Annotated in this window: 25 protein-coding genes and 3 pseudogenes; 11 read left to right on the forward strand and 17 right to left on the reverse strand. The window is 68.6% G+C overall.

The features are described 5' to 3' along the window. Positions 1-153: 153 nt before the first annotated feature. Together CVUC_RS01305 and CVUC_RS01310 are read right to left on the reverse strand one after the other, a co-directional pair. Positions 154-528 (reverse strand): type II toxin-antitoxin system RelE/ParE family toxin, encoded by a 375-nt coding sequence (locus CVUC_RS01305; RefSeq protein ID WP_096034142.1) that lies wholly within the window; start codon positions 526-528, stop codon positions 154-156. Beyond that, positions 525-713: a hypothetical protein gene (locus CVUC_RS01310; RefSeq protein WP_096034141.1), complete on the reverse strand. Its 189-nt coding sequence runs from the start codon at positions 711-713 to the stop codon at positions 525-527. The genes CVUC_RS01305 and CVUC_RS01310 overlap by 4 nt, the downstream gene beginning before the upstream one ends. Positions 714-771: 58 nt before the next feature. Here CVUC_RS01310 and CVUC_RS20160 point away from each other — a divergent pair. Continuing rightward, positions 772-837, forward strand: a pseudogene (locus CVUC_RS20160) (hypothetical protein); the annotation flags it as partial. Between the two features lie 59 nt (positions 838-896). Here the strand turns inward: CVUC_RS20160 and uvrB are convergent. From uvrB to CVUC_RS01355, 9 genes are all read right to left on the reverse strand, one after another. After that, positions 897-3146, reverse strand: coding sequence for an excinuclease ABC subunit UvrB (gene uvrB / locus CVUC_RS01315; protein WP_096034140.1), 2250 nt, complete (start codon positions 3144-3146; stop codon positions 897-899). 94 nt (positions 3147-3240) lie between these two features. Further along, a complete protein-coding gene (locus CVUC_RS01320; protein ID WP_096034139.1) occupies positions 3241-3792 on the reverse strand; it encodes a DeoR family transcriptional regulator in 552 nt (183 codons plus the stop codon). Continuing rightward, entirely contained in the window at positions 3789-4511 is a 723-nt protein-coding gene (locus tag CVUC_RS01325; protein ID WP_096034138.1) for an SDR family NAD(P)-dependent oxidoreductase, read from the reverse strand. Before CVUC_RS01325 ends, CVUC_RS01320 begins: the two co-directional genes overlap by 4 nt. Beyond that, positions 4511-5044 (reverse strand): DUF3429 domain-containing protein, encoded by a 534-nt coding sequence (locus CVUC_RS01330; RefSeq protein ID WP_096034137.1) that lies wholly within the window; start codon positions 5042-5044, stop codon positions 4511-4513. Before CVUC_RS01330 ends, CVUC_RS01325 begins: the two co-directional genes overlap by 1 nt. Positions 5045-5140: 96 nt before the next feature. Further along, a complete protein-coding gene (locus CVUC_RS01335) occupies positions 5141-5845 on the reverse strand; it encodes a TetR/AcrR family transcriptional regulator (RefSeq protein ID WP_096034136.1) in 705 nt (234 codons plus the stop codon). A gap of 80 nt (positions 5846-5925) precedes the next feature. Further along, a complete protein-coding gene (locus CVUC_RS01340) occupies positions 5926-7200 on the reverse strand; it encodes a flagellin (protein ID WP_010920813.1) in 1275 nt (424 codons plus the stop codon). A 216-nt stretch (positions 7201-7416) separates the two neighbouring features. Then, positions 7417-7632, reverse strand: a complete 216-nt coding sequence (locus CVUC_RS01345) for a tautomerase family protein (RefSeq protein WP_096034135.1) — start codon at positions 7630-7632, stop codon at positions 7417-7419. Positions 7633-7636: 4 nt separating this feature from the next. Then, entirely contained in the window at positions 7637-8008 is a 372-nt protein-coding gene (locus CVUC_RS01350; protein ID WP_010920811.1) for a nuclear transport factor 2 family protein, read from the reverse strand. Then, positions 8005-8634, reverse strand: a complete 630-nt coding sequence (locus CVUC_RS01355) for a glutathione S-transferase C-terminal domain-containing protein (protein WP_096034134.1) — start codon at positions 8632-8634, stop codon at positions 8005-8007. Before CVUC_RS01355 ends, CVUC_RS01350 begins: the two co-directional genes overlap by 4 nt. Positions 8635-8745: 111 nt before the next feature. Between CVUC_RS01355 and CVUC_RS01360 the strand changes: the two are divergent. Together CVUC_RS01360 and CVUC_RS01365 are read left to right on the forward strand one after the other, a co-directional pair. Further along, positions 8746-9143 (forward strand): annotated as a pseudogene (locus CVUC_RS01360) (winged helix-turn-helix transcriptional regulator). Between the two features lie 142 nt (positions 9144-9285). Further along, a complete protein-coding gene (locus tag CVUC_RS01365; RefSeq protein ID WP_164468285.1) occupies positions 9286-11376 on the forward strand; it encodes a hybrid sensor histidine kinase/response regulator in 2091 nt (696 codons plus the stop codon). A gap of 6 nt (positions 11377-11382) precedes the next feature. Here CVUC_RS01365 and CVUC_RS01370 read toward each other — a convergent pair whose 3' ends face one another. Next, positions 11383-11757: a c-type cytochrome gene (locus tag CVUC_RS01370; RefSeq protein ID WP_096034131.1), complete on the reverse strand. Its 375-nt coding sequence runs from the start codon at positions 11755-11757 to the stop codon at positions 11383-11385. A 172-nt stretch (positions 11758-11929) separates the two neighbouring features. Here CVUC_RS01370 and CVUC_RS01375 point away from each other — a divergent pair, with 172 nt between their 5' ends. Beyond that, positions 11930-12259, forward strand: a complete 330-nt coding sequence (locus tag CVUC_RS01375; RefSeq protein WP_164468201.1) for a PadR family transcriptional regulator — start codon at positions 11930-11932, stop codon at positions 12257-12259. Beyond that, positions 12220-13263 (forward strand): hypothetical protein, encoded by a 1044-nt coding sequence (locus CVUC_RS01380; protein ID WP_233279790.1) that lies wholly within the window; start codon positions 12220-12222, stop codon positions 13261-13263. Before CVUC_RS01375 ends, CVUC_RS01380 begins: the two co-directional genes overlap by 40 nt. 48 nt (positions 13264-13311) lie before the next feature. On the opposite strand, the gene CVUC_RS19785 is transcribed toward CVUC_RS01380, so the two are convergent. Further along, positions 13312-13566, reverse strand: coding sequence for a hypothetical protein (locus CVUC_RS19785; protein ID WP_164468200.1), 255 nt, complete (start codon positions 13564-13566; stop codon positions 13312-13314). 114 nt (positions 13567-13680) lie between these two features. Between CVUC_RS19785 and CVUC_RS01385 the strand changes: the two genes are divergently transcribed. Next, positions 13681-14793, forward strand: coding sequence for a cell wall hydrolase (locus CVUC_RS01385; protein ID WP_012640622.1), 1113 nt, complete (start codon positions 13681-13683; stop codon positions 14791-14793). Here CVUC_RS01385 and CVUC_RS01390 read toward each other — a convergent pair. Beyond that, the gene (locus tag CVUC_RS01390) at positions 14759-15580 is read right to left on the reverse strand and encodes an SDR family oxidoreductase (protein WP_164468199.1); all 822 of its coding nucleotides are present in this window, start codon (positions 15578-15580) and stop codon (positions 14759-14761) included. The genes CVUC_RS01385 and CVUC_RS01390 overlap by 35 nt on opposite strands. 93 nt (positions 15581-15673) lie before the next feature. Beyond that, a complete protein-coding gene (locus tag CVUC_RS01395; protein ID WP_096034126.1) occupies positions 15674-15853 on the reverse strand; it encodes a YegP family protein in 180 nt (59 codons plus the stop codon). A gap of 165 nt (positions 15854-16018) precedes the next feature. Between CVUC_RS01395 and CVUC_RS01400 the strand changes: the two genes are divergently transcribed. The 4 genes from CVUC_RS01400 to CVUC_RS01415 all read left to right on the forward strand — a co-directional run bounded on the left by CVUC_RS01400 (position 16019) and on the right by CVUC_RS01415 (position 18340). Continuing rightward, on the forward strand, positions 16019-16576 hold the full coding sequence (locus CVUC_RS01400) for a DUF1003 domain-containing protein (RefSeq protein ID WP_096034125.1): 558 nt from the start codon (positions 16019-16021) through the stop codon (positions 16574-16576). Next, entirely contained in the window at positions 16573-17484 is a 912-nt protein-coding gene (locus tag CVUC_RS01405) for a carbon-nitrogen hydrolase family protein (protein WP_096034124.1), read from the forward strand. Before CVUC_RS01400 ends, CVUC_RS01405 begins: the two co-directional genes overlap by 4 nt. A 2-nt stretch (positions 17485-17486) precedes the next feature. Further along, positions 17487-17852: a VOC family protein gene (locus CVUC_RS01410; RefSeq protein ID WP_096034123.1), complete on the forward strand. Its 366-nt coding sequence runs from the start codon at positions 17487-17489 to the stop codon at positions 17850-17852. A 98-nt stretch (positions 17853-17950) separates the two neighbouring features. Next, a complete protein-coding gene (locus CVUC_RS01415; RefSeq protein ID WP_096034122.1) occupies positions 17951-18340 on the forward strand; it encodes a limonene-1,2-epoxide hydrolase in 390 nt (129 codons plus the stop codon). Positions 18341-18502: 162 nt separating this feature from the next. Here CVUC_RS01415 and CVUC_RS01420 read toward each other — a convergent pair whose 3' ends face one another. Then, on the reverse strand, positions 18503-19441 hold the full coding sequence (locus CVUC_RS01420) for a GlxA family transcriptional regulator (RefSeq protein ID WP_096034121.1): 939 nt from the start codon (positions 19439-19441) through the stop codon (positions 18503-18505). Positions 19442-19535: 94 nt separating this feature from the next. Here CVUC_RS01420 and CVUC_RS01425 point away from each other — a divergent pair, with 94 nt between their 5' ends. Beyond that, positions 19536-20216, forward strand: a complete 681-nt coding sequence (locus CVUC_RS01425; RefSeq protein ID WP_164468198.1) for a DJ-1/PfpI family protein — start codon at positions 19536-19538, stop codon at positions 20214-20216. Here CVUC_RS01425 and CVUC_RS20165 read toward each other — a convergent pair. Continuing rightward, a pseudogene (locus CVUC_RS20165) lies at positions 20214-20327 on the reverse strand (hypothetical protein); the annotation flags it as partial. The gene CVUC_RS01425 and the pseudogene CVUC_RS20165 overlap by 3 nt on opposite strands. Between the last annotated feature and the right edge of the window lie 28 nt (positions 20328-20355).

Genomic DNA, 20355 nt, shown 5'->3' on the forward strand with positions numbered 1-20355 from the left:
CGGATCAAGCGCGACTCTGCGACCAGCGCTGCATCGACCCGACAGGATCTTTGAAGTGCGGTGACAGTGCACCAAATCACCGCCCCCTCCACCGGCGTTCGCCGGTCCCCTGATGGGCAAGGAGACGGCGTCTCGACTGGCCCACGGGCGTGGCTATTGCAGCTTCCGCGCCGCGCTGGACCCCACGGCGCGCGCCAGATGTTCCGGCAGGTCCATGGCCTCGTGCAGCAGGCGCACGATGGTGACGCGCTCGTCGTCGAACCGATAGACGATGACATGCGACGGCTTGGTCACGCGCTGGCCGCCGGTAAGTCGGCGTGCGGCGATGCGTAGGGCGTAAAGCTTTAGATCCCCGACCTCCGCCGAGGCGGATGTCGGGCGTTTTGGGGCTGAACGCAGATCTGCAAAGGCTGACCCGATGAGCCTTTGATAGCGCGCGGCGGCCTGAGGCCCGTGCCGTTGTCGGCTTTCCCAGAGCAGGTGATCAATGTCGCGCCGCGCAGGGCGCGTGATCTCCAACCGCCTCATGCAGGCGGTTGGCGACCCAAGGTGTCGAGCCAGGCGTGGATGTCCTCAACGACCTCGAATTGGCCGGCGGCCAGCTCGTCCAGGCCTTCCTGGATCAGGGCGCGATAGCGCACGATGCGCGCCGCCTCGTCGGCGTCGGGCGCCGGGCCGGGGGGCTGGTCGAGGGCGATCTTTCGCGCGGTCATCGACCGAAGGGTAGAACAAAACGGGGGTTTCTCAAAGCGGCGTTGGGTCGCGGCGAGCCCCCTCCACCGGCGTTCGCCGGTCCCCCTCCCCCGGTGGGGGAGGAGAGGGGCTTGGCGGCTGTGACGCCCCCTCCGGCCCTCTGGGCCACCTCCCCCGCGTTGCGGGGGAGGAGCGTCCGGCCCCTACAGCCGGCTCTTCCTGAACGCCTCGGCCTGTTCGGCCCGCAGTTCGGCGCGCACGCGTTTGGGCATGGCCTTGTCCACCGCCTCGCCGGGGGCGGTGAGCACCTCGTTGGCGAATTCCAGGTCCATCAGCTTCATGCGCTTGATCTCGTCGCGCAGGCGGGCGGCGGTTTCGAATTCCAGGTTGGCGGCGGCCTCGCGCATCTTGGCCTCCAGGTCCTTGAGCGCGGCCTTGAAGTTGTCGCCGCTGAACGGGCGGTCGTCGGTCTCGGACATGCCCATGGGCACCAGCACGCGGTCGCCGCGCTCGTAGGGGCTGTTGAGGATGTCCTTGATGTCGCGCTTGACGCTCTCGGGCGTGATGCCGTGTTCGAGGTTGTAGGCGTGCTGTTTCTCGCGGCGGCGGGCGGTCTCGGCCATGGCCCGCTCCATGCTGCCGGTGACGCGGTCGGCATAGAGGATGACCTTGCCGTCGACGTTCCGCGCGGCGCGGCCGATCGTCTGGATCAGGCTGGTCTCCGAGCGCAGGAAGCCTTCCTTGTCGGCGTCGAGAATGGCCACCAGGCCGCATTCGGGGATGTCGAGGCCCTCGCGCAGCAGGTTGATGCCGACCAGCACGTCGAAGTGGCCCAGACGCAGGTCGCGGATGATCTCGATGCGCTCAATGGTGTCGACGTCGCTGTGCATGTAGCGGACGCGGATGCCCTGTTCGGTCAGGTATTCGGTCAGGTCCTCGGCCATCTTCTTGGTGAGGACCGTGACCAGGGTGCGGTAGCCCTGCTTGATGGTCTGGCGGATCTCGTCGACCACGTCGTCGACTTGGCTGGCGCCGTCCTTGGACACGGGCCGCACCTCAACCGGCGGGTCGATCAGGCCGGTGGGGCGGATGACCTGCTCGGCGAAGACCCCGCCGGCCCGCTCCAGCTCCCAGTTGGCCGGGGTGGCGGAGACGTGCACCGACTGGGGCCGCATGGCGTCCCACTCCTCGAACTTGAGGGGGCGGTTGTCGAGGGCCGAGGGCAGGCGGAAGCCATACTCGGCCAGGGTCCATTTGCGGTTGCGGTCGCCCTTGTACATGGCGCCGATCTGCGGAACCGTCTGGTGGCTCTCGTCGGTGAAGAGGAGGGCGTTGTCGGGGATGTATTCGAAGAAGGTCGGCGGCGGCTCGCCGGTCTTACGGCCCGACAGATAGCGGCTGTAGTTCTCGATGCCGGCGCACGAGCCGGTGGTCTCGATCATCTCCAGGTCAAAGGTCGTGCGCTGCTCCAGGCGCTGGGCTTCCAGCAGCTTGCCGTTGGCGGTCAGCCACTCCAGGCGCTCCTTCAGCTCGGCGCGGATGGCGATGATCGCCTGGCGCAGGGTGGGGCGCGGGGTGACGTGGTGGCTGTTGGCGTAGACCTTGATCATCTCCAGGTCAGCCGTCTTCTTGCCGGTCAGGGTGTCGAACTCGCTGAGCGCCTCGACCTCGTCGCCGAACATGGTCACGCGCCAGGCGCGGTCCTCGTAGTGGGCGGGGAAGATCTCGATGGTGTCGCCCCGGCGGCGGAACGTACCGCGCTCGAAGGCCTGGTCGTTGCGCTTGTACTGCTGGGCCACCAGGTCGGCGATCAGCTGCTTTTCATCGACCCGCTGGCCGACCTCCAGGGTGAAGGTCATGGCGGTGTAGGTCTCAACCGAGCCGATGCCATAAATGCACGACACCGAGGCCACGACGATGACGTCGTCGCGCTCCAGGATCGCCCGGGTGGCCGAGTGGCGCATCCGGTCGATCTGCTCGTTAATCGAGGAGTCCTTCTCGATATAGGTGTCGGTCCGGGGCACGTAGGCTTCCGGCTGGTAGTAGTCGTAGTAGCTGACGAAGTACTCGACCGCGTTCTCCGGGAAGAACGACTTCATCTCGCTGTAGAGCTGGGCGGCCAGGGTCTTATTCGGGGCCAGGATCAGGGCCGGGCGCTGGGTGCGCGCGATGACCTGGGCCATGGTGAAGGTCTTGCCCGAGCCGGTGACGCCCAGCAGCACCTGGTCCTGGTCGCCGTTCTCCAGGCCCTCGACCAGTTCGGCGATGGCGGTCGGCTGGTCGCCGGCGGGCTGGTAGTCGCTGACCAGCTTGAAGGTCTTGCCGCCCTCGGACTTGCTGGGGCGCGCCGGGCGGTGCGGGGTCCACAGCGCCGGGATCGCTCCGCCCGGAACCGTGTCCAGCACGAAGGGCGTCGAGACGTCAGAGACGCCGGAGGTGTCGCGAGAAGGCATGGCGTCAAGTTAGGAGCGCGCGGGGGTTAAGGCTAGGGGGCCTGCTGACGGAGACTGGCAGCAGGCTGGCGGTAGCAGACCCTGCGCGCACCCCTCACGCCGCCATGTTAGCGATGTGCTGGCGGTTGATGCGGATGACGCCCAGCTGCTCCAGCGACAGCAGAAGCCGCCACAGCTGCGACAGCTCCAGGCCCAGCGACCGGCGCATGGCCGGGCTTTCCAGGGCCTTGAGGTTGATGGCGAGGCCCGCGCTGAGGCCGCTGCGCTCGCCGTCGTCGTCCTCCACAGGCCCCATGCGCTCGACGATGCCGCGGGCGACCAGGGCCTTGAGGCGGCGGCGGACGGTCTCGCTGGAGACGTTCAAGGCGGCGGCCACGCCCTCGATCGACACCGGGTGACGCTCGTCGCCGGCCTCGGGATCGTTCAGGTCGGCGCGGCGGCTGGCGGGCAGGTGCTGCAGATTGGCGGCGGCGATCGTGTGGACGATCAGGAACTCCAACGGATCCAGGTCCAGCGTCCGCTGACGGGCGTCGATCCAGTTGAGGACGAAGGTCGTGGTCGTGCGGCGGACGGCGCGGGCGACATCGCTGGGGATCAACATGCGGGGCGTCTCCGAAAAGGGTTGGGAAGGGGGCGAGCGTCTCACCAGGGGATGGGCTGGCCGTCGTGGGCGAAGAAGCCGCCGCTGTCGGCCGGCTCCAGGCGCGAGAGCACCTTGAGCAGGCGCTGGGCGGCGTCGTCGGGGGTGAACAGGGTCTTGGGCGACCGGGCGAACGGGGCGCTGAGATCGGTGGCGACCGTGCCGGGGTGCAGCACCACGCAGACGGCCAGCGGGCGCTCGCGTTGCAGCTCCAGCGCCTGGCAGCGGATCATCATGTTCAGCGCCGCCTTGCTGGCGCGATAGGCGTGCCAGCCGCCCAGCCGGTTGTCGCCGATGCTGCCGACCCGCGCCGACAGGGCGGCGAAGACGCTCGGCTCGTCCTTGGGCAGCAGCGGGGTCAGGTGCTTGGCGACCAGGCTGGGAATGACGGCGTTGACCGCGAACAGGCGCTGCATCGCCTCGGCGCTGACCGCGCGCATGCTCTTTTCGGGCGTCAGGTCGGTGTCGTGCAGCAGGCCGGTGGCGATCAGCAGCAGGCCGAGCGTTCCCCGCTCGCGCAGCTGGCGGGCGAGGTCGGCGAGCGCGGTATCGTCCAGCAGGTCCAGGGCCAGGAACGGGGTGCGAGGGTCCTCGGGCCAGTCGTCCGGACGGGCGCGGCCGACGCTGATGACGGCGCTCCAGCCGGGCTCGGCGGCCAGACGGGCCACAAAGGCGCGGCCAAGGCCGCCGCTGGCCCCGACAACAACGGCGAGGCGACCGCTCATCAGGGCATGCTCGCCAGCAGCGCGCCGACCAGCAGGGCGCCGCAGGCCACGACGGTCAGCGGCAGGCGCAGTTTGCGGTACCAGTCGGGCAGGGCGCCGGCGGTCATGTCCCAGGCGCCTTGGGCCGCGAGCGCCAGGGCCAGGCCCAGCAGGCCTGTAGAGACCAGGGCGGGCGAGCCGGCCCCGGCCACCAGGGCCGCGACCGCGAAGCCGACGATCGGCGGGGCCATGGCGATCACCAGGGTGGCGATGTCCGCCCGCGCGCCCAGCGCGGCGTGGGCGGCGCGGACGCCGCCGAGAAAGGCCAGGATCGCGCCCGCATAGGCGGCCTGGGCGATCCAGGCCGTCTCGGCCGGCAATACGCCCGCCAGGAACAGGAGCGGCGGCGCCACGAAGGGGATCAGGCCCAGCCCGCCCAGCGCGGCCATGGCCCGGACGACGCCAGAGCCGACGCCAGAGCCGACGCCAGAGCTGGCGCCGGCGCGTGTCGCGCTGTCGCTGCGGGGCTCGAGGATATGGAATGCGCCGTCCATAGGGCGTCTCCCTCGGTCAAATCGATCGAGGGTTATTTAGTGTATCAGTTGGTATAAAGAAAGGGCGGGGAACCGCTTAAGGGTTCGCTGCGACGTTTAGCGCCAATCGGCCGCAGCCAGGACCGGTTCGGGCGGCTCGTCATAGCCCCACACCGGCGGCGAGACGGCGAAGGCGCGCAGGAACGCCCCGCAGGTGGTGGCGATCAGCTTTTCCAGGTTCATGGCGCGCAGGTGAGCGCCCTCCAGCTGGTCCTGGTGCAGACAGGCCAGCAGCAGCGGCGAGACCAGCTGCAACGCCGCCATGCGCGGATCGACATCGGCCCGCATCTCGCCGCGCGCGATGTGCAGGTGCAGGCGCGCTTCAAACGCTTGCAGCGTCGGCTCGACGATGTGCTCCAGGGCGGGGCGGCCGTAGTTCGGGTCCAGCAGGCCCTCGGCCAGGCTCAGCGCGAAGACGTCGCCCAGCCGCACCGACTTCTCGGCCCGCAGCGCATTGACCAGGCTGCGCGCATAGGCGTGGATCGAGGCCTCGAAGGGCAGGTCGCTGAGGCGCTGGGCGTCGAGGCCGGGACGGCCGCGTCGCAGGCACTCTTCCAGCACCGCGTCGATCACCGCGCGGCGGTCGCCGAAATAGTGGCGCAGGGTCGGCGGCGACACCTCGGCGGCGGCGGCCAGGTCGCGAAAGCTCGCGCGCTCGCCCCCACGCGCCATGAGGTGGAGCGTCATCTTCTCCAACAAGTCGCGGCGCTTGGCCTCGTGGTCGAGATCCTTGGCGCCCTTGGTCCTGGACAAGGTGGTCATCCCCTCTTCGCGTACAAGATACTGTCGCCGCTGAGGTCGCGCAAACCTTGGCCCCCTCGAAGCGGTGGAGTGGGGGGCGGTCAGTTGAACAGGCCGAGGACCCAGCTCTGCTGGCTGTTGGCGATCGACAGCGCCTGGCTGGCGAGGCTGGCTGAGGCTTCCAGGGCCTGGAGGCGGGCGGACTCCCGCGCGAGGTCCGCATCGACCAGATTGCCGACGCCTGTCGCCAAGGTGTCGCTCATCAGGCGGTTCTGGGCGATCAGGCCGGCGAAGCTTTCCTGGCGGCCGCCAAAATAGATACCGGCCGCACGCGTCTTGTTGAGCGCCTGCTCCACGGACTCGAAGATTCCGCCGACATTGGTCCAGTCGATGGTGTCCAGGTCCAAGGCCTCGGCCGTCAGCGGCTGCGAGGTGACCAGCTCACTCCCGCCGTTGGGGTCGGAGGTGAAGTCGTAGCCGGTGGCCGACGAGGTGGTGACGTCCGGCACAGTGAAGCTGGTGGTGTTGGTCGTTGGCCGCGCGCTGGCTAGGGGCTGAAGGGCGATCGCGTCCACCGCCCAGGCCGTGCCGGCCAGGCTTCCCGCCTCGTTGAAGCGGAACTCGATATCGTGGCCGCTGGCGGGGTTGTAGTCGAAGCTGAGGATCGAGCGGCCGGACACCGCCGTGCCCGCGGCCACCGGCGCGCCGCCGCCAACAAAGCCCTGACCCGTGGCCGCGCGGCGCGCGCCGCCTTGCCAGATCTCCAGAACGTCCGGCACCCCATAAGCGTCCAGATAGAGGTCGATCCGACCGGGCGTTGCGCCGCCGTCGCGGAGAAAGGTCTGGGCGGCCACGCCCGAGGCGTTGACGAAGGCTCCGCCCAGGCTCGCCGGCGTCGCCGCCGTTGTCACCGGGTTGTAGGTGGTCTGGCTATAGGTCACCGAGCCGGTTGTGAGCTTGTCGGCCAGCGGCCGCTTGCCGTCGAACACCGCTTGCATGGCGACGCGATTGACCTGATCGACAAGCATCTTCACGTCGGCGACCAGGGCGAGCTTCGAGGGCTCGTCGAGGGACGGGTCGCGCAAGGCTAGAGCCTTCTCACGCGCCGTCGCCAGAAAATCGTGGATCTGCTCCACCCCGGCCGCGGCGACGTCCAACATCGACGCGCCGCGCGCCAGGCTGTCATTGACGACCTGGAAGCTGCGGGCTTCCGTCGCCATACGCCGCGAGATGCTCCAGGTCGCGCCGTTGTCGCGTGGCGAGTCGATGCGTCGCCCGGTCGAGACGCGGTTCCCCGCGCTCGACAGCCGCGCGTCCGCTTCGGACAAAGCCGCAGCGCCGCGTAAGGCGTTCAGACTGACGCCGCCCCCGACCAATTCGCAATTCCCCCGTTGAGGCCCGCGATCCCCCGGCCTCCAAAGTTGTTTTTGAGATGGGCGAGGTTTACGCCGACTTAAAGTCGTATCAGCGTTCGTCGAACTTTGGCGTGGACGCCGCCGGTCAAGGTTCCAGGCCGTTCGGCCGGACGCGAGAGCTCCGAGGCTTGATCGCGGACGCGGCGTTCCTTGAGCGCCGCGTCCGCGTCCGGCGTGTCAGGTCGCCGCCGGCCGTTTCCGGGCCCGGTAGGCCTCGACGGGCAAGCCGCCGACGCCCCAGTTTTCCAGCGCCACCTCCTCAATGACGACGAAGGTGGTGTTGGGGTCCTTGCCCAGCACCTCGGCCAGCAAGGTTGTGACGCCGTCGATCAGGTGGGCCTTCTGCTCGCGCGTGACGCCCTCGCGGGTCACCTGGATGTTCACATAGGGCATGGTCTCAGCCTTTCTCGATGATCTGGAAGACCTTGGCGATGATCCGCCAGCGGCCGTCCTCGCGGACCAGGGTCAAAAGATCGACGAAGTCGCGCGCGCCGAGCGTGCAGCGCACCCGCGCGGCGGCGGCGTTGTCGCCGGCGAAGGCGATCTCGTCGATGATGTCCCGGCGCGGATCGGCCGAGGCCGCCGGCGGGGTGCGCCCGCGCACCACCTCGAAATAGGTGGGCATGTCGCGATAGAGCGGCGGGGTCTCGTCGGCGGTCGCGTAGATCGCGCGGGGGTGAAAGACCTCCGCCAGCAGATCCACGTCGCAGGTATAGAGCGCGTCGAAGTACTTTCGGAGGACGTCCTGGACGCCGGCGAAGTCGCTCATGCGGCGTCTCCGGCGGGCGACAGGCCTTCCTCGATCAGCGCTTCGCGAACCGCCGATCGGGCCTGGACCTGTTCGACGAAGCGGGCCGCATAGGGCCAGGCCGCCAGCGATACGCCGATGAACCGGGTCCAATTGAGGACCACGAACAGATAGGCGTCGGCGACGGTGAAGCCCTCGCCCAGCAGATAGGTCCGGCCATCGGCCAGCTGGCGCTCCACGTCATCGAGACGGCGCGCCAGATGGGCCTCGGCCTGGGCCTTGTCTTCCGTGTTCATCGGGCGGCCGGAGAACCAGGGTGCGAAGGCCTTGTGCAGCTCCGAGGAGATAAAGGCCAACCACTCCTGCAGGCGGACGCGCTCCAGTCCGCCGGCCGGCGGCGCCAGGCCCCGCTCGGGCGCGAGGTCGGCCAGATACTGCAGGATGGCCGGGTTCTCGGTGATCACCACGCCGGGGCTGATCGCCAGCGCCGGGACATAGCCCTTGGGGTTGATGCGCTTGTAGTCGGCGCCGGTGGCGGTGGTTCCCTTGGCCGTGTCGACGGGGACCGCCGCGAACGGCAGGCCCAGTTCGATCAGGGTGATGCGGGCGGCCAGCGAACAGGCGCCGGGCTTGAAGTAGAGGTGCATGGCGACGTCTCCAGTTTGAGTGCCGCCGCGCACCTATGGGCACAGGTCACCATTGCCAACCTGGTTTCTTCTGGTTACCAGCTTTTGGCGTTTCCTGGCGGTAACCGAGCGTTGGCCATGGTGTTGAAAGTCCGGAAGAACCGCAGCGCGCCGCCGCCGGAGCCCTGTGCGCTGACCGAGTGCATGGCGGTCATCGCCGGGGCCTGGGCGCCGAACGTGATCTGGCATCTGCGCGCCGGTCCGAGGCGGTTCAGCGAGCTGCGGACCGATATCCCGCCGGTGTCGGCCAAGGTGCTGTCCCAGCGCTTGAAGGAGCTGGAAGCCAAGGGCGTGCTCTCGCGAACGATCCAGCCCACCTCGCCGCCGTCTGTGGAATACGCCCTGACGCCGCTGGGCCAGGGGCTGGTCCCGGCCCTGGAGGCGATCGTGACGGTCGGCCATCAGCTCAAGGCGGCGCGCATGGCCCCGGCGCGCGACCAGGTCTGCCCCGTTTAGCGGGTTCCGTCTGAACGGGGCCGGCTCTAGGCGAGGGCGCAGGGCGTCTGCGTCAATTGGCAGCATCCCCATAAGTGTGGACGAACAGCGTTCCCATTTCCCAGTATGGCGCGCTACCAAGGGGTGGCGGGCGATTTGGGGGCGGCGATCAAGATCATGGCGGTTCCGGAGCTGGACCAGGAAGCTGCACGGATCCGGGCTCTGCTGGAGCTGGGCATTCTCGACACGCCGCCCGAGCAGGAATTCGACGACATCGTCCAGGCCGCGCGCGACGCCTGCCAGACGCCGATCGCTGTCCTGTCGCTCATCGACAGTGATCGCCAGTGGTTCAAGGCGCGGGTGGGGATCGAGGCCTGCGAGACCGAGCGGGACGCCTCGTTCTGCGCCCATGCCGTCGCGGCGTCCAAGACCCTGTCGATCCCTGACGCCCGCCTCGACGCGCGCTTCAAGGACAACAGGCTGGTCAACGGGCCTGAACAGATCCGCAGCTATCTGGGCGCGCCGATCATGACGCGCGAGGGGGTGGCCATCGGCGCGGTCGCCGTGATCGACCAGCGCCCCAGAGACTGGTCGTCCGGCGACACCCAGGCCCTGGAGCGCCTGGCGCGGATCGCCGCCCGGCTGATCGAGATGCGCGCGCGTTGCGAACTGGCCGACGCCCAGGGCCAGCAGTTGCTGAACCTGGCGGCCGAGGGCGTGCAGTTCCGGACGATCTTCGCTGCGATGCGTGAAGGCGTGGTGCTGCAGGACCGCAGCAGCATCATCCTGCGCCATAACCCCGCCGCCGCCGCGCTGCTGGGCCTGACCCACGACCAGTTGCTGGGCAAGAGCTCGGTCGACGACGACTGGCGGATCGTCGACGCCGCCGGAGCGCCGCTTCCGGTCGAGGCCCAGCCGTCGATGGTGTGCCTGGCCACGGGGGAGCCGGTCCTGAACTTTGTGCTGGGCGTGCATCTTCGGGACGGCGCGCTGCGCTGGCTCAGCGTCAATTCGCTGCCGATCTTCGACAAGATCAGCGAGCCGCCCAACCTGACCGTCACCTCGTTCATCGACGTGACCGAACTGCGTGAACGCGAGACCGAGCTGCGCGACGCGCTGGAGCTGGCCGAGCGCGCCAGTCAGGTCAAATCCCAGTTCGTGGCCAATGTCAGCCACGAGATCCGCACGCCGCTGAACGGGGTCATCGCCCTGGCTTCGGCTCTGGGCCAGAGCGACTTGACCGATCGCCAGCGCGAGATGGTCGAGATCATCGTCGAGTCCGGGGCGACCCTGGAGTCGATCCTCAGCGCCCTGCTGGACCTGGCCAAGATCGAGGCCGAGCGCATGGAGCTGGAGGTCGTGACCTTCGGGATCGAGGATCTGGTGCGGTCCTCGACCGACCTCTTCAAGATCAAGGCCGACAACAAGGGGTTGGGGTTCAGCGTCTCGGTGACGGCGCCGCCCGGCGGGCGCTATCGCGGCGACGCCCAGAAGATCCGCCAGATCCTGTGGAACCTGCTGGCCAACGCCATCAAGTTCACCGACGCGGGCGAGATCGCTGTCAGTGTCACGGTCGAGGGGGCGGACCCGGCGGCGCAGACCCTGTTGATCGAGGTGCGCGACACGGGCGTAGGCCTGTCGCCCGAGATGGAACACATGCTGTTCGAACCGTTCATCCAGGGCGACGCCTCGGTGACGCGCCGGTTCGGCGGAACGGGGCTTGGCCTGACCATCTGCCGCGCCCTGGCGCGCATGATGGGTGGCGATATCGAAGCGCTGGCCGGGGCGGAGCGCGGCAGCGTGTTCCGCGTGCACGTGCCGGTCTCGACCGCCGAGCCCGAGGCCTCGGTGGCGGTCGAGAGCGAGGCGGATCTGGCCACGGCCATGACGATCCTGCTGGTCGAGGACAATCCCAACAACCGCCGGGTGGTCGAACTGCTGCTGGAGCCGACCGGCGCGGAGCTGGTGATGGCCGAGAACGGCGCCGAGGCGCTGACCCTTCTGGCCACGCAGCGCTTCGACCTGATCCTGATGGACATGCAGATGCCGGTGATGGACGGCCTGACCGCCACCCGGGAGGTCCGCTGTCTGGAAGCGCGCGAAGGGCAGGGGCGTACCCCCACGCCGATCGTGATGATGACCGCCAACGCCTCGCGCGAGCATCGCGACGCCGCGCTCGCTGCCGGGGCGGACGGGTTCATCACCAAGCCGGTGACGCCGGCGACCCTCTATGCGGGCATCAACACCGCGCTGACGGCGGCGGCCTGAGCGGCCTCAGCGCGGATCCAGGCCGTTCAGATAGGCCTTCAGGTCGGCGCGCTGGTCGTCGTCGAACTTGACCTGCGGCATCCGGGGATGGGTCTGGGGCGAGCCCTCCTCAGGCGGCGAGGCGGGCGACAGCATGCCTTCGGACAGCACCTGGTCCAGGCGGCCCGGCGGATAGCGCAGATAGAGCTTGGCGAAGGCCGGGGCGCCGGGCAGGGGGCTCTTGAGGTCGCTGACCGCGTGGCAACCGCCGCAGTGGCGCTGGGCCAGCTTCTGACCATTGACCGCCGAGGCCTGGGCGACGGCGGCGGTCCCCGCGGCGAGAAGCCCGCCCGCGAGCAGAACGGCGACGGCGAGGGGGTGGATCGTGCGCGGCATGGGCAAGGCTCCTGATCCCCGAAGCCTAGCTCAATCCCGGCGCCGGGGTATTGGGTACGAACACCTATGAGCGCGGCGCGCGCGAAGATCGTTCCTTCGGCGTTGACGTACGTCAGTACTGTGTGACATACAGTGTGTATCGCACACCATGTGCCACACACTATGCGTCGTACACCCTATGCCGACCGATACGGACATCTTTGAATCGCTCCGCCAGGAGCTGCGGCGGGGAACCCTGATCCTCGCCGTCCTCGCCCAGCTGCGGGAGGAGCGCTACGGCTACAGCCTGCGTCAGGCGCTTTCGGGCGTGGGCGTGGAGATCGACGAAGGCGCGCTCTATCCGATGCTGCGCCGGCTGGAGGCCCAAGGGCTGCTGGCCAGCGAGTGGCGCGAGGAAGACAAGCGCAAGAAGCGTTTCTATCAGCTGTCGAGCGAGGGGAGGGCCGTGCTGGCCCGCCTCGCCGACGAATGGCGCGCGATCAACGCCGCCCTGGAGCCGTTGCTGTGACCGCGGCTACTCTTACCAAAGGACCCCATGACATGAGCGATCTGGTCGATCGTTATCTGGGCGCTGTCGCCGCCCTGCTGCCCAAGGACTCGCGCCAGGACATCGTCGCCGAGCTGCGCGACCTGATCGTCAACCGCGTCGAGGACCTCGAAGCCCAGCGCTGCCGCCCGCTGGACAAGCGCGAGATCGAGGAACTGCTGCGCGAGATCGGTCATCCGATCGCCGTCGCCGGCCGTTATGGGCCGCATACGGCGCTGATCGGGCCTGAGCTCTATCCGTTCTGGCTGTTCAGTGTGAAAGTGCTGGTGATTGTGGCGGCGATCGCGGCGGCGATCCCGGCCGGCGTGGCCCTGCTGACGGCGCATGGCGACGCGCGTCTGGTGATGCGGACCGTCACGGACTTCATCCCGACCGCGCTGTGCCTGATCGGCGCGGCGACCCTGATCGGCGCCGCCATCGAGCGCGGCTGGATCAACACCGACGGGTTCAGGAACTGGAAGGTCAATGACCTGCCCAGGGTCTCCAAGTCCAAGAAACGGCTCTTCGAGAGCCGGTTCGAAGGTCTCTTCGAGGCGGCGGTCACCCTGCTGTTCATCGGCTGGTGGACCGGGCTGGTGGACTTCCCCAACGATAACGTGATCACCACGCGCGGCGGCGAGATCGTTCTGAGCTTTTCGCCGATCTTCCAGACGCTCTACTGGCCGATCCTGGTCATGGCGGTGGTGCAGGTGATGTCGAGCCTGATCCTGATGGTCAAGCCGGGCTGGGTGCGGGCGCGGGCGGGCTTCGAGATCGTGACCGGGCTGATCGGCCTGGCCATCGCCGCGGCCCTCTGGCCGGCCATGCCGCTGGTGACCCTGGTCGCGCCGGAGGCCACGGTGGCGGGCTTGGCCAACCTGCAAAAGACGGTGGACCTCAGCCTGCAGGTCGCTCTGTGGGTCGCCGTGGCGATCATGCTGCTGAAGCTGGTCATCGACGGCTGGCGCCTGATCAGGGGGCGCTGATCCAGGACGTGCGGGGGCTCGCCAGAGTCCCCGCGCGGCCCTGCGGCGTTAACCTTGTGTCGTTGCCGAGTAACGATAAGCGCTGGTCCAGATTCCGCCAGGATCGGTTGAGCACAGGCGCGGCAAGGCTTTCGGGGCGGCAAAAAAACGCCGATCGGACTTGTCCAGCTTTTTGCGAGGATTCAAGGCGTTAACGATTAGACTGCGCGACGCATGCGCGCAGAGGCCATGTTGCGGCGCGTCAAGTGCTTGCGAGTCGGTCATGGATACGTCATAAGCCGCTACAAGCAGGATCTTGGCCACAGCGTGATACGGCCAGTCCTCCGCTTCGGAAGAGTCTCCGCCAGTGATTTTCGCGGGGTTTCCGGGGCGCTTTTGTCGGGGAGCCGGAGGCTCTCGCCGCGCAGGACACGAGTTTTGTATATCAAGTCGCAGACGCGCGCGGACGCGCGCGGGCTGGTCGGCGCCGTATTGGTGGGATCCATCACGGGTCTCGCCCTGGGCGGCGTTTACCTTCTGGGTGGCCTGGCCCAATCGGCCTCCACCCACGCCCGCGTCGCCCGATTGGCGGAAGGCGCTTCGGGGGACTTCTCCGAGGCGGCGATGCTCAGCGCTTCTACGCGTATGGACCCCGGCGCGCTCGCCGTGGCCAAGCGTCATGACCCCTATCTCTTCGCCGCCGTCGATCAGCGTGATCGTCAGTCGGCGATGCTGGCCGCCCGTCTGGAAGGCGCCGGTTCGGCCCTGCTGCCGGGCCAGAGCGGCCGCACCGGCCCGCTGATGCTGCGCGCCAGCTTCGGCACGATGTTCAATGGCGCCGGCGCGGGTCCCTTCCAGCTGGGCAACGCCCTGCAGAGCTCGCGTGAGCTGGAATGCCTGGCCCAGGCCATCTATTACGAAGCCCGTGGCGAGACCCCCAGCGGCCAGGCGGCCGTGGCCCAGGTCGTTCTGAACCGCGTGCGTCACCCGGCCTTCCCGAAGTCGATCTGCGGCGTCGTGTTCCAGGGCGCCTATAACCGCACCGGCTGCCAGTTCAGCTTCGCCTGCGACGGCTCGATGCGCCGCGTCCGCGACACCGGCGCCTGGAGCCGCGCGCGCAAGGTCGCCACCCGCGTCGTGGCGGGCACGATGGAGAGCCCGGTCGGTTCGGCCACCCACTTCCACACGGTGCATGTGTCGCCGGGCTGGGGCCCGCGCCTGCAGCGCGTGACCCAGGTGGGCATGCACATCTTCTATCGCTTCGGTCGCCGCAGCGGGGGTTCGATCCAATCCCCGACCGTCGACGACATCGCTCCGTCCGAGATCGCCAGCCTGACGGCCGACGGTCACGGCCCGGTGGCCTATGCCAGCCTGGCGCGTCCGGAGCCCGCCAATAGCGCGCCGGGCGTCGGCGGGCCCATCGGTCCGGTCAGCGAACCGGCCTCCGCGCCGACGCTGACGCCGGCCAAGGCCAGCGCGCCGACCCATGACAAGCCGGCGCTGGAAGGCCTGAAGGCTACAGTAGGGGCCGCGAGCGGAGCTGCTTCCTGAGGCTGCCCGGCATGTGGCTGGCGGCGAAGCGCATCTGCTTGGCCCGCTTGCCCACCAGATAGTGCAGGGCCTTGCCGTGGGCGGCCTCCCAGACCACCTGGGCGGCGTCCTCGACGGGATAGACCTCCAGCCCGCCGGCCTTCAGCGACTCCGACATCGATTTGTTGGAGCCGTCCGAGGCCGCGTTCAGGATCGGCGTCTCGACGAACCACGGCATGACGCAGGCGACGCTGACACCATAGGCGGCGTACTCGACGTCCAGCGCCTCTGACAGGCCCCGCACCGCGAACTTGGTGGCCGAATAGACCGCCAGCTTCGGCGAGCCGTAGAGGCCCGCGCACGAGGCCACATTGATCAGCCGCCCGCCGGCCGCCTTGAGCAGCGGCAGGCCCGCGCGGGCGCCGTTGATCACGCCCTTGAGATTGATGTCGATCTGGATGTCGCAGTCGGCGTCCGACATCTCGTTCAGCATGCCAAAGCGCGCGACGCCGGCGTTGTTCAGCAGCACGTTCGCCTGGCCGCCCGTCTCGCGGCCGAACTCGCCGATGGCGTTCTCCCAGGCCTCGCGGTCGCGCACGTCCAGGGGATGGATCGAGCCGTTCTCCGGGCCGATGGCCAGCAGGGCGGCTTTCAGCCCCACCTTGTCGATGTCCGACAGGCCGACGAACCAGCCCTCCTGGGCGAACCGCTTGGCGCAGGCCAGGCCGATGCCGCTGGCCGCGCCCGTTATGAAGATGCTCTTGCGCCCGTTCGCCGGCATGGACCCCTCCCGTATCATTGTTATCAATGATCAGATGCCGAACGGGCGGAGGGGTCAAGGTGTCTTGAAGCGGCCCATCGGCTCCCCCGCGATCGCGAGGGAGCGTCTGGCTTGGACAGATCAGTCCGTCTGATCGTCGATCTCGGCCGCCGGGCCGTTCTTCTTGATCGACTCGATGGCGTTCTTGGCCGAGGCCTTGGAGGTGTAGCCCTCGGTCCAGAAGATGGTCTCGCTGTTGTAGACGAAATAGGCGACGAACTCGCCGGCCTTGTTCTTCTTGATCAGAAACTTATGGGCCATGGCGCTTCTCCATTGATGATTTGATACTTCGTCAGCCCCACCCGACGGATCGAGCGTCGCCTTGTCGAGGCGCGCCTGTCAATCGCGGCCCTGTTAATCGCGGCCTTGTCACGCGCGGGTCCGGCCGCCGATGATGCGGGCTCCCCGTTCGCAGAGTCCCCGCCCATGTCGCACGACCGCCTCGACCAGCTTTCGATGGACCTCTTGGGCAAGTCCTACGGCGAGCTCAACGACGTCCAGAAGCGGGTCATCGATCTGATCCTGGCCGAGCAGCCCTCCGACCCGCGCACGGTCTTCGACGAGGGCACCTTCTGGACGCGCCTGGCCGACAAGGTCGCGGCCATCGGCGGCTCCTGGAACTTCATCGGCGGCTTTGGCCTGGCGCTGCTGCTGTGGATCGGGGTGAACCTGGCGCTCAAGCCGCTGAACCTGGCGTTCGACCCCTATCCGTTCATCTTCCTGAACCTGCTGCTCTCGACCGTGGCGGCCATCCAGGCGCCGGTGATCATGATGAGCCAGAACCGCCAGGCGGCGAAGGACCGCCTGACCGCCGAGCACGACTATGCGGTCAACCTGCGGGCCGAGCTGGAGATCATGCGGGTGATCGACAAGGTCGACGCCCTGCGCAGCGACGAACTGATGGTCCTGTGCCGCGAACACGCCGAGCGCCTGGCGCAGCTGCAGGACGAGGTGGCGACGCTGCGGGTGGAGCGGGGCGGGTGAGCCTGACGATCGCCACCGTCCAGTTCGCCGTCTGCGCCGATATCGACGCCAACGCGGCGGTGATCGAGCGGCTGATGCGGCAGGCCCGGGCAAGTGGTGCGGATGTCGTCCATGTCCCCGAAGCGGCTCTGTCCGGCTATGCGGGCGTCGACTTTGCGAGTTTTGAGGGGTTCGACTGGCCGCGTCTGGAGGCGGCGACCCGTCGGGTCATGGCGCTGGCCGGCGAGCTTGGGCTCTGGACGATCCTCGGCTCGGCCCATCCGTTGTCCGAAGGGCGCAAGCCGCACAACTGCGCCTATGTCATCGACGCCTCGGGCGCGCTGGTCGACCGCTACGACAAGCGGTTCTGCGCCGGCGATGCGGAGGGCCTGGCCGGGGATCTGGCCCACTACACGCCGGGCGATCACTTCGCCGTCTTCGAGATCAGGGGCGTGCGCTGTGGCGTGCTGATCTGCCATGACTATCGCTATCCCGAGCTCTATCGCGCCTATCACCGGCGGGGCGTGCGGCTGATGTTCCACGGCTTCCACGCGGGTGGGCTCTCGGTCGAACGGTTCTCGGCGATGGAGGCCGACGTCGGAAGCCATCACCTGACCGGCGGAACGACGCTGCCGGCCATCACCATGCCGGCGGGCATGATCGCCAGCGCCTCGAACAACAATATGTGGATCAGCTGTCCGAACGCGTCGGCGCCGAAAAGCTGCTGGCCGTCGTTTTGTGTGAGGCCGGATGGTGTGATCACCGGGGCGCTTGAGCCCGAGACCGAAGGGGTTCTGCTGTCGGTGATCGACCCCGACGCTGCGATCTACGACAGCACCGTCGCCTGGCGGGGCCGCGCGATCGACGGGGTGCTGCATTCGGGGGAGATCACCGACGATCCGAGATCGCGGGACCGGAGAGGGCTCTGACCATGACCATCCTGGCGATCGAGCATGTGCAACTGGCCATGCCGGCGGGGGAGGAAGAGAAGGCGCGGGCCTTCTACCGTGACCTCCTGGGGATCGCTGAAAAGCAGAAGCCGCCGCATCTGGCCAAGCGGGGCGGGTGCTGGTTCGAGGACGGCCCGGTGAAGATCCATCTCGGCGTCGAGGCCGAGTTCCGCCCGGCGCGGAAGGCGCATCCGGCGTTGGTGGTCGACGACGTGCGCGCCCTTGCCGAGCGGCTGAAGGCGGCCGGTGTGCGGGTTGTCGAGGACGAGCCGCTGGAGGGATGGGATCGTGTCTATGCCGACGACCCGTTCGGCAACCGCATCGAGTTGATGACGCCGAAGGGGTGATCCTTGTTCCCGATCGGAAACGGGGCTTGTAGCGATCGCTACATGCGTTACCGTGTAGCGATCGCTACAGGCTCTGTGAGCCGCTCAGGGAGAACGCCATGTCCTCGACCGCCCCGTCCCCCGCCCAGGTCGTCCGCGCCTTCATGAAGGCCATGGAGCGGCTCGACTATGACGCCGCCGTCCAGCATCTGGCGCCGGCCTGCGAGTATACGAACCCGCCGCCGATCGGCACGGTCCATGGTCCGGCCGGGGTGCGCGCGGTGTTGGAGCCTTTCTTCGCGCCGACCCTGGAGAACGAGTTCCGGATCCTGCGCGAAGCCGTCGATGGCGGGCTGGTCTTCCACGAGCGCCTGGATCGGCACCGCCTGAAGGACGGTTGGGTCGAGCTGCCGGTGACCGGTGTCTATGAGGTCGTCGACGGCAAGATCGCCTATTGGCGGGACTATTTCGACGCCCAGACCATTCTGAGCCAGTGGCCGCGCGGGTAGGGACGTTCAAAAGAGGGCGTTGCGCCCCCTCCGTCGCGACGCGTACCGCCTCGCGCCACCTCCCCCGTTTCACGGGTGAGGAGGACACCGAACCCTCCTGCCCCGCTTGCGGGGGAGGTGGCGCGCGGCGCAGCCGCGTGACGGAGGGGGCGTTTCTCCCCGCTAGCCCGCCCGCGCCCGCCGCAGCGCCTGAGGCGGCTGTCCGAACGCCCTGATAAAGGCCCGCCGCATCCGTTCGGGATCGCCGAAACCCGTCTCCAGGGCCACGTCCTCGACCTGCAGCGGCTGGCTGTCGAGCAGGGCGCGGGCGGCTTCGACGCGCAGGCGTTCGATGGCCTTGGCCGGGGTGACGCCGGTTTCCTGGGCGAACAGGCGGGCGAAGTTGCGCGGGCTCATGGCGGCGCGGTCGGCCAACTGTTCGACGGTCAAGGGCTCGGACAGGTTCTGGCGCGCCCAGGAGAGCAGGGCGTCGAAGCGGCCGGGGCGCAGGTCAATGAGCGCCGAGTGCTGTGACTGGCCGCCCGGGCGGTGGTGATAGACCACCAGTTGCTGGGCTGTGCGGCGGGCCACGGCCTCGCCCTCGTCGGCGCCGATCAGGGCCAGGGACAGGTCGATGCCGGCGGTGATGCCCGCCGAACTCCACACCGCCCCGTCCTGGATCCAGATGCGGTCGGGCTCGAGCCGCACATGCGGATAGCGGCGCTGGAAGTCCTTGGTCCGGCTCCAGTGGGTGGTGGCGCGCTTGCCGTCCAAGAGGCCCGCCTCGGCCAGGACATAGGTTCCCGAGCAGACGCTGGCCACGCGGCGCGCCGAGCGACCGGCCTGGCGGACGAAGGCCAGGGTCTCGGGGCAGGTGGCCGGAACCTTCACCGCGTCGCCGCCGGCGATCAGCAGGGTGTCCAGCGGCGGCGCCTCGGCCAGGGCCTTGGTCTGCACGACCATGCCCGAGGTGCTGGGGACCAGACCCCCGCGCAGCGACAGAAAGTGCAGGCTGTAGGCGCCGGGCGCCAGCCGGCCGGCGATCTCGAACGCCGCGATCGGGCCGGTGGCGTCCAGCAACTGGAAGCCGGGATAGACGAAAAAGCCGATCGCGCGGGACATGGCGGACGCCTTGGCTGAAATTGCGGGAACTATGTCATTTCCGCCAGCGCCTCGTCGAGTCATCTTCGCGCTAGACTGTGACGGAGACCATCGCATGAGCCAGACCCTGCAGATCGTGATCGCCCTGTTCCCGGGCGTCACGCACCTGGACTTCACCGGCCCGCATCAGGTGCTGTGCCGGCTGCCGGGCGCCAAGGTCACCGTGGCCAGCCTCGCGGGCGGCGAGATCGAGGCCGACGGCCTGGTGTTCGCCCGCCTGCCCAAGCTGTCGGACATCGAGGCCTGCGACGTACTGATCGTGCCCGGCGGCTTTGGCACGACCCAGGCGATGGGCGATCCTGAGTTTATTGCAGAGATCCGGCGCCTGGCCGACGGCGCGCGCTATGTCTGCTCGGTGTGCACCGGCTCGCTGGTGCTGGCGGCGGCGGGGCTCTTGAAGGGCAAGCGCGCCGCCTGCCACTGGGCCTGGCGCGACCAGCTGGCGCTGTTCGGCGCCGTTCCCGACGCCGCGCGCGTGGCGCGGGACGGCCGCTACATCACCGGCGGCGGGGTGACGGCGGGCATCGACTTCGCCTTGACCCTGATCGCCGAACTGGCCGGCGAGGCGGTGGCCCAGGGCATCCAGCTGGCCGTCGAATACGCGCCGGCGCCGCCGTTCAACGCCGGACGGCCGGAGACCGCGCCGGCTGAGGTGCTGGAGCGGATCACGGCGATCTACGGCAAGGGCATGGAGGAGCGCGTGGCGGCGGCGAAGGCGGCGGCGGGGGTGTTGTAGGTTCCCTCTCCCAGAGGGAGAGGGAGGGGCCCGCACCGCAGGCGTGGGAGGGTGAGGGGTTACGCGGTCTGACGGCGTGCCGGCGCTCCGTCGGACGCCGTACCCCCTCACCCCAACCCTCTCCCCATGGGAGAGGGAG

It is taken from the genome of Caulobacter vibrioides (assembly GCF_002858865.1).
Classification (GTDB): Bacteria; Pseudomonadota; Alphaproteobacteria; order Caulobacterales; family Caulobacteraceae; genus Caulobacter; species Caulobacter vibrioides.

What these genes read in the sequence shown, in the direction of transcription:
- CVUC_RS01305 (WP_096034142.1), bottom strand. Translation starts at nt 528, where the DNA reads ATGAGGCGGTTGGAGATCACGCGCCCTGCGCGGCGCGACATTGATCAC.
- CVUC_RS01310 (WP_096034141.1), bottom strand. Translation starts at nt 713, where the DNA reads ATGACCGCGCGAAAGATCGCCCTCGACCAGCCCCCCGGCCCGGCGCCC.
- uvrB (WP_096034140.1), bottom strand. Translation starts at nt 3,146, where the DNA reads ATGCCTTCTCGCGACACCTCCGGCGTCTCTGACGTCTCGACGCCCTTC.
- CVUC_RS01325 (WP_096034138.1), bottom strand. Translation starts at nt 4,511, where the DNA reads ATGAGCGGTCGCCTCGCCGTTGTTGTCGGGGCCAGCGGCGGCCTTGGC.
- CVUC_RS01330 (WP_096034137.1), bottom strand. Translation starts at nt 5,044, where the DNA reads ATGGACGGCGCATTCCATATCCTCGAGCCCCGCAGCGACAGCGCGACA.
- CVUC_RS01335 (WP_096034136.1), bottom strand. Translation starts at nt 5,845, where the DNA reads ATGACCACCTTGTCCAGGACCAAGGGCGCCAAGGATCTCGACCACGAG.
- CVUC_RS01345 (WP_096034135.1), bottom strand. Translation starts at nt 7,632, where the DNA reads ATGCCCTATGTGAACATCCAGGTGACCCGCGAGGGCGTCACGCGCGAG.
- CVUC_RS01350 (WP_010920811.1), bottom strand. Translation starts at nt 8,008, where the DNA reads ATGAGCGACTTCGCCGGCGTCCAGGACGTCCTCCGAAAGTACTTCGAC.
- CVUC_RS01355 (WP_096034134.1), bottom strand. Translation starts at nt 8,634, where the DNA reads ATGCACCTCTACTTCAAGCCCGGCGCCTGTTCGCTGGCCGCCCGCATC.
- CVUC_RS01365 (WP_164468285.1), top strand. Translation starts at nt 9,286, where the DNA reads ATGGCGGTTCCGGAGCTGGACCAGGAAGCTGCACGGATCCGGGCTCTG.
- CVUC_RS01375 (WP_164468201.1), top strand. Translation starts at nt 11,930, where the DNA reads ATGCCGACCGATACGGACATCTTTGAATCGCTCCGCCAGGAGCTGCGG.
- CVUC_RS01380 (WP_233279790.1), top strand. Translation starts at nt 12,220, where the DNA reads ATGGCGCGCGATCAACGCCGCCCTGGAGCCGTTGCTGTGACCGCGGCT.
- CVUC_RS01395 (WP_096034126.1), bottom strand. Translation starts at nt 15,853, where the DNA reads ATGGCCCATAAGTTTCTGATCAAGAAGAACAAGGCCGGCGAGTTCGTC.
- CVUC_RS01400 (WP_096034125.1), top strand. Translation starts at nt 16,019, where the DNA reads ATGTCGCACGACCGCCTCGACCAGCTTTCGATGGACCTCTTGGGCAAG.
- CVUC_RS01410 (WP_096034123.1), top strand. Translation starts at nt 17,487, where the DNA reads ATGACCATCCTGGCGATCGAGCATGTGCAACTGGCCATGCCGGCGGGG.
- CVUC_RS01415 (WP_096034122.1), top strand. Translation starts at nt 17,951, where the DNA reads ATGTCCTCGACCGCCCCGTCCCCCGCCCAGGTCGTCCGCGCCTTCATG.
- CVUC_RS01420 (WP_096034121.1), bottom strand. Translation starts at nt 19,441, where the DNA reads ATGTCCCGCGCGATCGGCTTTTTCGTCTATCCCGGCTTCCAGTTGCTG.
- CVUC_RS01425 (WP_164468198.1), top strand. Translation starts at nt 19,536, where the DNA reads ATGAGCCAGACCCTGCAGATCGTGATCGCCCTGTTCCCGGGCGTCACG.